General features: G+C 62.4%; 9 protein-coding genes. 6 read left to right on the forward strand and 3 right to left on the reverse strand.

The window, feature by feature from the left end:
• Positions 1 to 24: 24 nt before the first annotated feature.
• Positions 25 to 1491 carry a sensor histidine kinase gene (locus tag IEX43_RS13500; RefSeq protein WP_104184989.1) on the forward strand — a complete coding sequence of 489 codons (1467 nt, stop codon included), beginning with the start codon at positions 25 to 27 and terminating at the stop codon, positions 1489 to 1491.
• Positions 1492 to 1613: 122 nt separating this feature from the next.
• Here the strand turns inward: IEX43_RS13500 and IEX43_RS13505 are convergent, their stop codons facing one another.
• Positions 1614 to 1862 carry a WhiB family transcriptional regulator gene (locus IEX43_RS13505; protein WP_015937605.1) on the reverse strand — a complete coding sequence of 83 codons (249 nt, stop codon included), beginning with the start codon at positions 1860 to 1862 and terminating at the stop codon, positions 1614 to 1616.
• A 347-nt stretch (positions 1863 to 2209) separates the two neighbouring features.
• Here IEX43_RS13505 and IEX43_RS13510 point away from each other — a divergent pair, with 347 nt between their 5' ends.
• Complete coding sequence (locus IEX43_RS13510) at positions 2210 to 2581, forward strand: hypothetical protein (RefSeq protein WP_377102681.1); 372 nt, start codon at positions 2210 to 2212, stop codon at positions 2579 to 2581.
• 20 nt (positions 2582 to 2601) lie between these two features.
• On the opposite strand, the gene IEX43_RS13515 is transcribed toward IEX43_RS13510, so the two are convergent.
• Positions 2602 to 4635, reverse strand: a complete 2034-nt coding sequence (locus tag IEX43_RS13515; RefSeq protein WP_188811771.1) for a hypothetical protein — start codon at positions 4633 to 4635, stop codon at positions 2602 to 2604.
• 18 nt (positions 4636 to 4653) lie between these two features.
• The gene (locus IEX43_RS13520; protein WP_188811774.1) at positions 4654 to 6774 is read right to left on the reverse strand and encodes an FtsK/SpoIIIE domain-containing protein; all 2121 of its coding nucleotides are present in this window, start codon (positions 6772 to 6774) and stop codon (positions 4654 to 4656) included.
• Between the two features lie 268 nt (positions 6775 to 7042).
• Between IEX43_RS13520 and glf the strand changes: the two genes are divergently transcribed.
• From glf to IEX43_RS13540, 4 genes are read left to right on the forward strand one after another with little or no spacing between them, the layout of a single operon-like run.
• The gene (glf, locus tag IEX43_RS13525; protein ID WP_188811776.1) at positions 7043 to 8230 is read left to right on the forward strand and encodes a UDP-galactopyranose mutase; all 1188 of its coding nucleotides are present in this window, start codon (positions 7043 to 7045) and stop codon (positions 8228 to 8230) included.
• Positions 8227 to 10248: a glycosyltransferase gene (locus IEX43_RS13530; RefSeq protein ID WP_188811778.1), complete on the forward strand. Its 2022-nt coding sequence runs from the start codon at positions 8227 to 8229 to the stop codon at positions 10246 to 10248. The genes glf and IEX43_RS13530 overlap by 4 nt, the downstream gene beginning before the upstream one ends.
• Entirely contained in the window at positions 10245 to 11126 is an 882-nt protein-coding gene (locus IEX43_RS13535; protein WP_188811780.1) for an ABC transporter permease, read from the forward strand. The genes IEX43_RS13530 and IEX43_RS13535 overlap by 4 nt, the downstream gene beginning before the upstream one ends.
• Positions 11127 to 11852 carry an ABC transporter ATP-binding protein gene (locus IEX43_RS13540; RefSeq protein ID WP_188811782.1) on the forward strand — a complete coding sequence of 242 codons (726 nt, stop codon included), beginning with the start codon at positions 11127 to 11129 and terminating at the stop codon, positions 11850 to 11852.
• The last annotated feature ends 297 nt before the right edge of the window (positions 11853 to 12149 follow it).

The raw sequence follows: 12149 nt of genomic DNA on the forward strand, positions 1-12149 counted from the left end.
TCCGGCGTCGAAAATGGAGGTGCAGTGGCAATCTTTACGGACCCTATCAGGGAACACGCTGATTTTGGGCCGGGCGATGCCGAGTGGCTGCACCTCCTGGTGGGGGACTGGCAGATGGTTGCGGACCTTGCTTTCGCCGACCTGGCCCTATGGTTTCCCCACCCTGAGCTTGGTTACGTGGCGCTCGCCCACGTGCGGCCCTCCACCACGCACACCGTGTTCCACGGGGACTTCGTGGGGGAGGGCATCCGCTCAGACCTTCAGCCCCTTGTGGACAAGGCCTGGAACAGCCGTTCCATCGAGCGCTCCAGCGAAACCAACTGGAGCAGCGATATGGCCCTCCGCGTGGAGGCCGTTCCCATGGTCCGCAACGGGCGCACGCTGGCGGTGGTCACCACCCACATGGACCTCTCCAGCTCGCGGATGCCTTCGCGCCTTGAACTGACCTACCGACAGTGTGCATACGACCTCCTCCGGATGGGCACGCTGGGGCTGTGGCCGGACTTCGCCTCGCCCACGGGTTCCCGCCGCGGTGCACCCCGGGTTGGGGACGGACTCATCCGGCTGGATGCGGAGGGAATCGTGCAGTACGCGAGCCCCAACGGAGTCTCTGCGTTCAGGCGGCTCGGTGACGGGGAGTCCTTGGAGGGCCGCTCACTGGCCGAGGTGACCGCCAGCCTGCTGAAGGACCGCCGCATGGTTGATGAGACGTTGCCCTTGGTGGTTACCGGGCGGATGCCTTGGCGCAGTGAAATTGAATCCCGTGGCGTGAGCCTTTCCCTGCGCGCCATTCCGCTGCGGGACGAGCAGCAACGGTTCGGTGCACTGGTCCTGTGCCGTGATGTGTCGGAGCTTCGCCGGCGTGAAATGGAGCTGGTGACCAAAGACGCCACAATCCGCGAGATCCACCACCGGGTCAAGAACAACCTGCAGACTGTCGCGGCGCTGCTGCGCATGCAGTCCCGCCGCATGGTCAGCGACGAAGCAAAGCAAGGGCTGGAGCAGGCCATGCGCCGGGTGGCCACCATTGCGCTCGTCCACGAGACACTGTCCCAGGGGCTCACCCAGAGCGTTGACTTCGACGAGCTGATCGGGCGCCAGTTCCGGCTGTCGGCCGAAGTCGCCTCACCCTCGCAGCAGGTCCGGACGGAACGATCCGGCACTTTCGGAGAGCTACCGAGCGATCTTGCCACCCCGCTGGCCTTGGTCATCAATGAACTGGTGACCAACGCTGTGGAGCACGGGCTCGAAGGCAGGGCCGGGACTGTCTGGCTCATCGCTGACCGCTCCGAGGGGGATGACGGTGAGGAACTCACCGTCACCATTGCCGACGACGGCGTGGGACTTCCGGATACGCCTCACGTTGAGGGGCTGGGGCTTCAAATCGTACGGACCCTGGTGACCAGCGAGCTCGGCGGGACTATCCAGTGGCGGCCGCGCGAAGGCGGCGGCACCGCAGTGGAGATCCGGATCAGCCTGGCAGGCAAGTAGGTCCACGGCAAGGAAAGCTGCTGGTCGGCCCGACCTCCAGGTCGGTCAGGCCGAACAAGCAACAGCCCCGGCTGCAACCTTGTGGTTGCAGCCGGGGCTGTTGCTTGTGCTTTGCGGTGTGCCTAGGAAGCGCGGCGGGCGCGGGCAGCGCGGCGCTTCAGCGCACGGCGCTCGTCTTCGCTCATGCCGCCCCAGACGCCTGCGTCCTGGCCCGACTCCAAAGCCCACTGCAGGCACGTGTCCACGACGGGGCAGCGGCGGCAGACGCTTTTTGCTTCTTCGATCTGCAGAAGGGCTGGCCCGGTGTTCCCGACGGGGAAGAAGAGTTCGGGGTCCTTTTCAAGGCACGCTGCGCGGTTACGCCAATCCATGCTGATCAGTTGCTCCATTTCTGGGAAGAGCCCTTGTGAAATTATTCACTAGTGGCTACAAAGGAAAAGGGCCCGGCAGGGCCCCCTTGGTCATCTGGATCAAGCCTGTCATGTTAACGGCGTGTAAACAAGAGGTAATAACGCTTGATATCCGCGGAAAGCTGAGCGATGCGTCACACTGGCGGTGATGGCCCCAACCACTGTCCGACTATGTCCGGTAGGGTGCCAGTGTGTCAAGACCCCCAATAAACCCAGCGAACCCGCCTTCCTCTTCCGAAGAACCCGGCCAGGGGCCGCAGAGGCCTGATGGGGGTGCCCAGGGTCCCCGGCCACCGGCGGTGATTGTCGTGACTTTGGTGGTTGCCGTGGAAGCCACGGCCCTTCTGCTCGCTGCTTGCTGGTACGGGTACCAGCTGGCCATCGGAAGCCCGGTCCTGTCCTTCTGGGGAGCGGTTTTCACGTTGGGGTTACTGCTGGCTTTTTCGGCGTGGCTGTACGCGGTCGGCGTCTATCTTTACCGGGGCTACCGCTGGACCCGTGCTGCTGCCCTTGTTGCGCAGCTGTTCGTTCTGACCATCGGGTTGCCAACCCTTAGCGGTGGCCTCGTGCTCGCCGGCCTCGCAATGCTGCTTCCCGCGGTCGCCGCGATCGTGCTCCTTTTCCACAACAAAGTGATCAGCTACGCTTCCCGCACCGGAGGATCCACCCCGGCGCTGTGACCGGCTGCCACGTCGTGTCACTACGTGCCTGTCCAGGCCACCTGAACCGCCGACGACTTGCCTCGGGCAATCAGCACACCCCTGCCTGCGGGCGGATTGGGTTCTATCTCGAAGCGGACTCCGTAGAGGTCTCCCTCCGACGTTGACCGCGGGGACAGCAGGAGTCCAGTCCCGGCGGCGCGCGCGTCCATGGCCAGCGGGACGCGCTGGATCAGCAAAGGACTGTAGTTGGCCGTGAAGATTACTGCATGGCCCAACGCGTGCAAGTCAGAGATGTCCCTCAGGGGCCCCGCAGCCAGGAGGTCGATGTCGTCCACCAACAGCACTGCTTTTCCGGGCAGTGTTCCCTCCCTCGCCTTTTTCAAGGTTCCCTTCCATAACTCGCCGGGGTCACTCATCCTGCCTGGGTGAATCCAGGGGTCCGCATCGGGATTCAGCGTCTGCAGGGCCTGCAGGAAGTTCGTTTTCCCGGACCCTGGTCCCCCCAGGACGGCGAAGGTGCCGCCTGGCGGGACGTGCACAAAGACGGGGTCCAGCTCGTCACCACCGACGCCGAAAAGCACGTTCCGCGGCATGGAAGGACAGGCCTTCCGGCGCTGTGGAACCCGAACCACGCCGGGCGCCGATAAGCCTTCTGGAACATCCGTCCCGGCCTCCCCGGCCTCCCCGGCCTCCCCGGCCTCCCCGGCGTCGACTGTCCCGGTCCCCGCTTCATGCGTGACTGCATTCATGAACGAAGACTGTCCCGGGTCCGATTCCGCTCCCGGATCCTCCATTCGTTCCACTGCCGCCCTGACCTCCGCGGCTGTTACCAGTGCGGGCAGCGGTTCAATGCGGAACGGCCGCTTCCCGGACTGCTGCGTCGCCTTGCTGCCGGCGCCGGGGGGCCCGGAAACGTCAGGAGCGGGTTCGTAAAGTTGGCACACGGACGCGGTGCCGCAGGCGATGGAACCAAACGCTACTCCCCGGCCCTTGACCGCGGCCGTGGACGGCATCCTTGGCCAGGCTATCCTGCTGTCCTCATTTGAACCGGTGGGGAAATAGATGCGGTTGGGCAGGGACCCGCAGAACCTGGCGGTGACGAGTTCCCGCTCCCCGGAAATGATGACGGTGATACCCGCCCTGGCGCCGTCGCGGACAAGATCCTGCACCAGTTCCTCGGCCCAGGCCAACGGGCCGGCACGAAAAGCCGAGACCCAGGAACCCCATCCGGAGATGGCGAGAAGCAGCGGAACGCCCCCGTGGTCAGTCCGGCTCAGCCGGGCGGCCATTTCCCGGCCCAGCCGTTCCAGGACGCGGACGCCGCGCCGCAACTCATGCAGCCCGGTGTGGGCTCCGGTCCGAGGGTGCACCGCCAGCCCATTGAAAACCGCGGCCGCGTCCAGGAAGTAGCAGTGTGTTTCGTCCTCATGTTCTGCCACGTCGTGGACTGCCAGCTCGAGAGCTTCGGATGCTCCTGATACCGGACTTCCTATCAAAGCAAGATGGCCGTCTTTTGACGGGTTCCAGACCAGCGATCTGATTTCCTGCTGGTGGGGCACATCGAGCAGGCCCAAAGCACCGGCCTTCCCTTGTGTCCCGCCGGGTTCCGGGAGCGCCCCGGCCGGACCTGTTTCGGGCCGGGCGGCCTTGAGCGGCAGCGGAGGGGCTACCGGAAGCCGGGGTGCAGATCCTGCCTGCGACGCCCAAAGATCCCGAACCATCGCAACGAGAGGGGCTGCTGCCTGTGCCGGGGTCCGGCCCGAGGCGTCTGTTCCGGCAGGGTTGTCTTGGTCGCGGGCCGAGAGGAAATCAGTGGTGAGCTGAACGGTGACTTCATCTACGTCACTGTCGGGTGCGGGGAGCACGGCGGATGCAGATTGGAACTCCTGGGGCGGCTCCGTGCCTCGGGCAAGGAAAGCGCGGCCCGGCGTGCTGAGGCTTATTCCGGCAGCGGCCTTGGTTTTGAGGATGTCGTGGGACTCCAGGTCGGATTGGACCCGGAGCGCAATGCTGGAAGTAACGTTTGCCCGGATATCCGCGGTCAGTGCTCCCTGGGGCCGCTGGGTGGCCATGACCAGGTGCAGTCCAAGCTAGCGGCCGATGGAGGCGATGCGCATCAGTTCGCGGAGCGCTTCGGGGGCGTCGTCCACGAGCATGCGGAACTCGTCGATGACAATGACCAGGTGGGGAAGGGGACGATCCCCGGAGGCTGGTGTTTCCCGGTAGGCGGCAAGGTCCGGGACCTGTGCAGCGGCGAGGATTTGCTCACGAAGCCTGATTTCAGCCGTAAGTGAGGTGAGCGTCCGTTCGAGCTCATGGGCGGACAAATCGGTCAGGACGCCGACGCAATGGTCCAGGCCGGCCAAGGGGCCGAGACCGGCACCGCCTTTGAAATCGACAAAGAGGAAATTGACCCGGTCCGGCGGATGGGTGAGGGCCAGTGCCAGCACCAGAGTGCGGAGCAGCTCCGATTTGCCTGAGCCCGTTGTCCCTGCCACCAGCAGGTGCGGGCCATCGGTTTGCAGGTCCAGGACCAGGGGGCCCGCTGCCTGCATGCCCAGGGGGACTGCCAGGGTTCCTGCGCTGGCAGGCGAGTTCCAGCGGGCAGCAGTGTGGGCGGGGGAAGGCGGGAGCAGGTCGTCAAGGGTGCAGGCGGAGGGAACTGAGTTCTCCGCGCGGTTAAGCAGTCCCGGGAAAGCTGCCAGTCGTCTGCAGTAGCTGCTGAACACGTCATCAGGTGCCAGGTCCGGGACGAACGTAACCTCCCTGCCCGGTTCCCGCAGGCGTGATTGCCCCTCGGTCAGTTTTATGTCGGAGACGCCGGGTGGGCTGTCAGCCGCAGAAAACTCGAGCACTTGCCAGTTCTGCTGAGCCGCCGTTTCGCGCAGCCCTGCCGCATCCTTGCCCAGGGAGGCCGTGAGCAGGAGGATGCCATGGTCAAAGTCACGAGTAAAACCGTCGGTGATCGCGCGCAGGCACGCCTGCCGGGACACGGCGAAAGTCACACTATGGAGAAAACGGGCAGGCAGGGGAAGGCTTACTGGACGGCCGCAGATCACCATGCGTGTCCTGCAGCCTCCTGGATACCCGGCCAGTTGCATGACGAGTGATCGCAGCATTCCGTCCAGCATGGTGCGCGATCCCCGCAAGGTGGTGGGGCTATGCGCCGGGTTCAACATCACGGGCACTTCCCCGACAGACGGAATGGCGTGCTGAGCGCTCCCTGATTCAATCTTCAGGTTGGCCGTTTGGGGAGCCAGTCCCAGCCGCAGCCACACCCTGGCCTCCGCGCGTGCTGTAGAAGGCGCAACCTGGGCGTGGGTCGCAGCAAGCACCAGCAGCGCCAGTGACGGACCGGCGCGGTTCCGCCGCTTCTGGTCATCCTTGACCGCGGCGCTGATCCTTTTCGTGAATTCCCGCCGCTGGCGGCGCCCGGAGGTCAGCGGGATAAGCACGGATACCGCCGAAACCGCAGCGAAAGCAAGGAACATCCACATGCCTGTGAGGACTGCGAGTCCGATGCCGACGGCCAGGGGGAGCACGGCAGTAAGCAAAAGGATGCCACGGTTGCCGGACTCTGGACGCCCCGCAACGGTGAGGGGATCCTGGACTGAAGTGCCGGCGTCGGCAAGTGCTTTGTCCGGGGCATCCAGAAAGACCAGGGACATCATCGAACTGCCGCAGCGGATGGAGGAAACCGTCGAGATCAGTGCATGGCGGACCCGTTCGCCGTCGATGTACGTGCCGTTGGCACTGCCCAGATCGACGATCATGATGTCCTTTTCGGTGACTACCAGGCGGGCATGTTCCCGGGAAAGTTCAGGGTCCGGGATCACGATGCGCGTATTGCTTCTGCCGATGGTGTACGTGCCGCGCTGCAGGGGGATCAGGGTGCCGGCTCCGGCGCCGCTGTGAACAGCCAAAGCGATGGGGGCGGCGGGATCGGAGTCGGGCCGCCGCCGGGATCTCCGGCCAGCGGGCTGGCTTCCGCCGTCAACCAGCACGGCGCCCGGGACCAGGGGCGCCGTTCCGAGGCTCAGGGAGCAGAGGTCCTCCCCGCCAACAAAGACAGCTCCCGTGCCGAACGTCCTGACAAGCTCAGCGTGGATCCGCGCACCGGACGTGCCGGGAGGGGCCGCGACAGTGAGTTCCAGGGGCGGTCCGGGCTGCGGCGACTGCGGGCCTCGGACCAGGGTGCAGTGAAGCGTCATGGGTGCAGATCCTTTGGTGCCTTTATACCCACGCTAGCCAGAGGCGCTGAATGCGCGCACTCCGTCATGTCCTATGTGGATAAGCCCCCTGGGTGCGCTGGCAGCCATGTTGTGGACCGCCCCAGTGCTCAGCCGGGACCCCCAGCAATGCCCAGTGAGTCGAGGGGTGACAGCAGCCGGATTCGACGGGCGCCACAATCACTCGGGTAGGCTAGAGCAGCAGACAATGCGCACCATTGCGCTGCCCGCATTCAAACCAGGAGATTTTGTGACCGCTGACCTCGTCATTGTAGGGTCCGGCTTTTTTGGCCTGACAATCGCAGAACAGGCCGCTACCGAGCTCGGCTTGAAGGTCGTCGTCATCGACCGCCGCCACCACATCGGCGGCAATGCATACAGCGAGATGGAAGAGCAGACCGGCATCGAGGTGCACCGGTACGGTGCACACTTGTTCCACACGTCCAACGAGCGCGTGTGGGAGTACGTCAACCGGTTCACCACCTTCACGAACTACGTCCACAAGGTGTACGGCGTGTATAAGGGCGAGGTCTACTCCCTGCCGATCAACCTGGCCACCATCAATCAGTTCTTTCGCGCCAACCTCACCCCCGGCCAGGCGAGGGAGCTCATTCAGGAACAAGCCGGCGAACTTGCTGGAACTGATCCCCAGAACCTCAACGACAAGGGAATCCAGCTCATCGGGCGGCCTTTGTATGAAGCGTTCATCAAGCACTACACCGGCAAGCAGTGGCAGACGGATCCCAAGGACCTGCCCGCCGGCATCATCTCCCGGCTGCCTGTGCGTTACAACTACGACAACCGGTACTTCAACGACAAGTACGAGGGCCTCCCCACGAACGGCTATACGGCCTGGATCGAAAAGATGGCAGAGCACCCGAACATCGACGTGCGGCTGAATACCGATTTCTTTGACGAGTCGCACGAGTACAGCAAGAACAAGGTTGTCGGCAACATCCCCGTCGTGTACACCGGGCCGGTTGACCGCTACTTCGACTACGCCGAGGGCGACCTCTCGTGGCGCACCATTGACTTCGAGGAGGAAGTCCTCGATATCGAGGACTTCCAGGGCACGTCAGTGGTGAATTACAACGACGACGACGTCCCCTACACCCGGGTTATCGAGCCCCGCCACTTCCACCCGGAGCGCGACTACCAGACGGAAAAGACCGTCATCATGCGTGAATTCTCACGCTTCGCCGAGAAGGGCGACGAGCCGTACTACCCAGTCAACACCTCCGCCGACAGGGAGCGCCTACTCAAGTACCGCGACCTCGCTGCTGCAGAGAAAGACGTCCTGTTTGGCGGCCGGCTTGGCACCTACAAGTACCTGGACATGCACATGGCCATCGGATCGGCGCTGAGCATGTTCGACAACAAGATCCGGCCGCATTATGAAAGCGGCGCAGAGCTCGAAAGCGGAGGCGTGGACGCATGAGTGTCTCAACCGAAAGCCCAAAGAACACGACGGCTGCTGCGGACAGGGTTGCCTCTGAACGATGGGACACACTGCAGCGGGTGATACTACCGAGTGCAAGCCAGATGGACACGGTCCCCCTCTACATGGATATGGGGACTGCCACCGGCATTCAACTGCCCACCGTGGGTGACCGGGACGGTAAGCCTGCGAGTGCCCGGACTATTAGCAGCCCGACAAAGGAAGCCCACGTTGAGGACTTCCTTTCCCGGCATTCCACGTCCGTACGTGCAGGCGAGCGGGTATCGTTTGGCAGCTACTTCAATGCATTCCCCGCCAGCTACTGGCGACGCTGGACGACCGTGGACAAGATTCGTCTCCAGGTCCGGACCCAAGGCACGGGTTCAGTCATCGTGTACAAGTCCAATGCCCGGGGCTCTCTGCAGCGCGTGGACACGCGCCGTGTCGAGGGGATTGCAGACAACCACTTCGAGCTTTCCCTCGCACCCTTCGGTGACGGCGGCTGGTACTGGTTTGACCTTCTCGCTGGCACGGAGCCGCTCATTATGCTCGACGCCGAGTGGCAGGGGCCCGCTACGGAGAGCAAACCGGGATCTGTCACTCTTCAGATCACCACTCTTAACAAGACTGACTTTTGCCTGAACAATCTCCGCCTGCTTGCCGAGAGCGAGGAAGCGCTCGAGCATGTTCAAGAGATCCTCATCGTCGATCAAGGCACCCAGAAGCTTTCCGAGGCAGAAGGCTTCGACGACGTCAAGAAGTCGCTGAACGGGAAACTGCGCATTATCAACCAGACCAACCTCGGCGGGTCCGGCGGGTTCGCCCGGGGCATGTTTGAAGCGGTGGAAAACGGCAGCGACTACGTCCTGCTCATGGACGATGACGTCGTCGTCGAACCTGAAAGCATCATTCGACTCCTGACCTTCGCTGATCGCTGCAAGACGCCCACCCTCGTGGGCGGCCACATGTTTGACCTGTACAACCGAACTGTGCTGCACACCTTCGGCGAGATTGTGAACCCGTATAGGTTCCAGCCGTCCCTGCCCAGCGAGGACATGATTCTGGGTCACGACTTCATGTCCTCGAATTTGCGTCAAACGTCCTGGCTGCACCGCCGCTGCGATGTAGATTACAACGGCTGGTGGATGTGCCTGATCCCCACCCAGGTGATCCGGGAGATAGGACTTTCGCTTCCGCTGTTCATCAAATGGGACGACTCTGAATACGGCCTGCGGGCCAAGGCCCACGGTTATCCGACTGTTTCGCTTCCCGGCTCCGCCGTATGGCATGTTTCCTGGATTGACAAGGACGACCTTGTCGGCTGGCAGGCGTACTTCCACGCCAGGAACCGGGTGGTGGCGGCTCTCCTGCACAGCCCCTACGAATTTGGCGGCCGTGTGATCAAGGAATCCCAATACGCCGACGTAAAGCATCTGGTGTCGATGCAATACGCAACAGCAGAGGGACGTCAATGGGCGCTGGAAGACGTCCTTAAGGGCCCGTCGGCCCTGCCGGACCTGCTTGACACAAAACTGCCCAAGATCCGCGAGATGATGTCAGGACACTCGGACTCTGTCTTCCGTCCGGATCCGGAGGACTTTCCCTCGCCAAAGATGGACAAGCCGCCCCGCCGCGGTCATGGACCTTCGCAGCCGTCAAAGATCACGTTGTTGCCGTGGGCAGCCAAGACCGTTGTCCGGCAGTTGGCAAGCCCTGTCAAAGGCAGCACTGCCGAACGGCCCCAAACCACGGTTGCCCACCAGGACAACCGTTGGTGGCGCATGGCACAGTACGACAGTGCCGTCGTCTCGAACGCCGAAGGAACCGGTGCGTCCTGGTACCGGCGCGATCCACAGCAGCTCCGGAAAATGTTGGCGGAAAGCGCTCGGGTTCACGCTGCCCTCCTCAAGGAGTGGCCCGCACTCAGCAAAAAATACAAGGCTGCCCTGCACGACCTCACCTCCATTGAGTCCTGGAGGAAGACGTTCGAGCAGCACACCCAGAACGAGATCAAGTGAGCGCAATTTCTCCAAGCGAACTGACCACGCCTGGGCTGGGGAGCGGTCTGCGCGACATAAAGCAGTCGAGCTTCCTTCTCAAGCTGTTGGTGCGCAAGGAACTCAAGGTCCGCTACCGCGGCTCCGTTCTCGGGCTGTTGTGGTCGTACGTCAAGCCTGGAGTGCAATTCGTCGTTTTCTACGTGGCCTTGGGCGTTTTTCTAGGGCTGGAGCGCAGCCCAAGAAATCCCGACGGGCTGGCCAACTACGCCGTTTACCTTTTCTCCGGCATAGTTTTGATCAATTTCTTCTCTGAAGCTCTGGGAAATGCTGCACGGTCGATCGTCAATAACGGGAACCTGATCAAGAAGATCTATCTGCCGCGGGAACTCTTTCCTGTGGCTTCTGTATGGGTTTCGGCAGTCCACTTTTTCCCGCAGTTGGTGGTGCTCGTAGCCGGCTGCGTCATCGCCGGCTGGAAACCTAACTTCGTTCAGTTGCTTGCTGCTGTGGCCGGATTTCTCATCGTAGGGCTGCTCGCCACGGGCTTGGGGCTTCTCTTCGGAGCCGCCAACGTTTACTTCCGCGACTCGGAAAACCTCGTGGACATGTTGTTGATGGTGGCTACCTGGGCCTCGCCCGTTATGTACGCCTGGACCATGGTGCACGAGAAGTTGGGCCCAGGATGGTTCGCCATTTATCAAGCCAATCCGATCACCATCGGGGTCGAATTGTTCCACTACGCCTTCTGGTTCCCCACCACGGACGGCTCGGCTGCGATGCCCCCTGATCTTTTTAGCCTGTGGCTGCCAGTTGGCCTCGCGGTCGCCTTGGCAGTAGTCACACTGGGCCAATTCACCTTTCGGCGCCTCGAGGGCCGTTTCGCGCAGGAGCTGTGAGTGGTAAACGCAATTGAAGTTTCGGATATCAGCAAACAGTTCGTGCTCCGGCACACCCGCTCCATTAAGGAAGCAGTGGTGTGGCTGGTGAAAGGCCGCAAGGGCGACCTTTCGGAAAAGTTCCATGCCCTGAAGAACGTCACTGTCGAGATCAAGACCGGTGAAACTGTGGCACTCCTGGGGTTGAATGGATCCGGGAAGTCTACATTGCTAAAACACATCTCGGGTGTCATGCTGCCGGATACGGGATCGGTGAAGACGAGGGGGAGAGTAGCCGGCCTCATAGAGGTCGGGGCAGGCTTCCACCCGGACCTCTCTGGCCGGGACAATGTCTTCCTGAACGGGGCCATTCTGGGAATGACTGAACAGCAGGTCAAGGACCGGTTTGATGACATCGTCGAGTTCTCCGAGATCGGTCAATTCATCGACACGGAAGTCAAGTTCTACTCATCGGGCATGTACCTGCGGCTTGCATTCTCGGTGGCCGTGCATACCGATCCGGAAGTATTCCTGATCGACGAAATCCTTGCTGTCGGCGACGAGCCGTTCCAGCGGAAGTGTATCGACAAAATCCAGGAACTGGCCCGCGACGGGAAGACCCTCGTCGTGGTCAGCCATGACCTCGATCTTGTGTCCCGGATCTGTGAGCGCGGCATCCTGCTGGAGCATGGCAATGTGAAGTTCGATGGGTCCATCCATGAAGCAGTTGCTCTTCTGCGGTCCTGATCCCGGCCGCAGGAGCAACGAACCTCAATCCATGGTTGCGAACTCGCTCTGGCCCTGCAGCGTTAGCTTGGTTCTGTGCGCCCTGGCGCCCTCAAGCGCGTGCTTATTGCGCAAAGATGGCCCAGTGGCTTGTGACTGTTATTCGTGGCCCCGCCTTCAACGTTGGATTCATCAGTGGATGGATTGGCGGAGGCCCGGTCTTGATGGAGTCGAGAGTGGAGTTGTCCGCACGTATCCAAAGGGATGCCTGGGTTGAAGCCTGTCCGGTTCGTGCGCTATGGTCCGGCACGGGTTCAT

The organism is Pseudarthrobacter polychromogenes (assembly GCF_014644495.1).
Lineage (GTDB): Bacteria > Actinomycetota > Actinomycetes > Actinomycetales > Micrococcaceae > Arthrobacter > Arthrobacter polychromogenes.

What these genes read in the sequence shown, in the direction of transcription:
- IEX43_RS13515 (WP_188811771.1), bottom strand. Translation starts at nt 4,635, where the DNA reads ATGGCCACCCAGCGGCCCCAGGGAGCACTGACCGCGGATATCCGGGCA.
- IEX43_RS13505 (WP_015937605.1), bottom strand. Translation starts at nt 1,862, where the DNA reads ATGGATTGGCGTAACCGCGCAGCGTGCCTTGAAAAGGACCCCGAACTC.
- IEX43_RS13520 (WP_188811774.1), bottom strand. Translation starts at nt 6,774, where the DNA reads ATGACGCTTCACTGCACCCTGGTCCGAGGCCCGCAGTCGCCGCAGCCC.
- IEX43_RS13530 (WP_188811778.1), top strand. Translation starts at nt 8,227, where the DNA reads ATGAGTGTCTCAACCGAAAGCCCAAAGAACACGACGGCTGCTGCGGAC.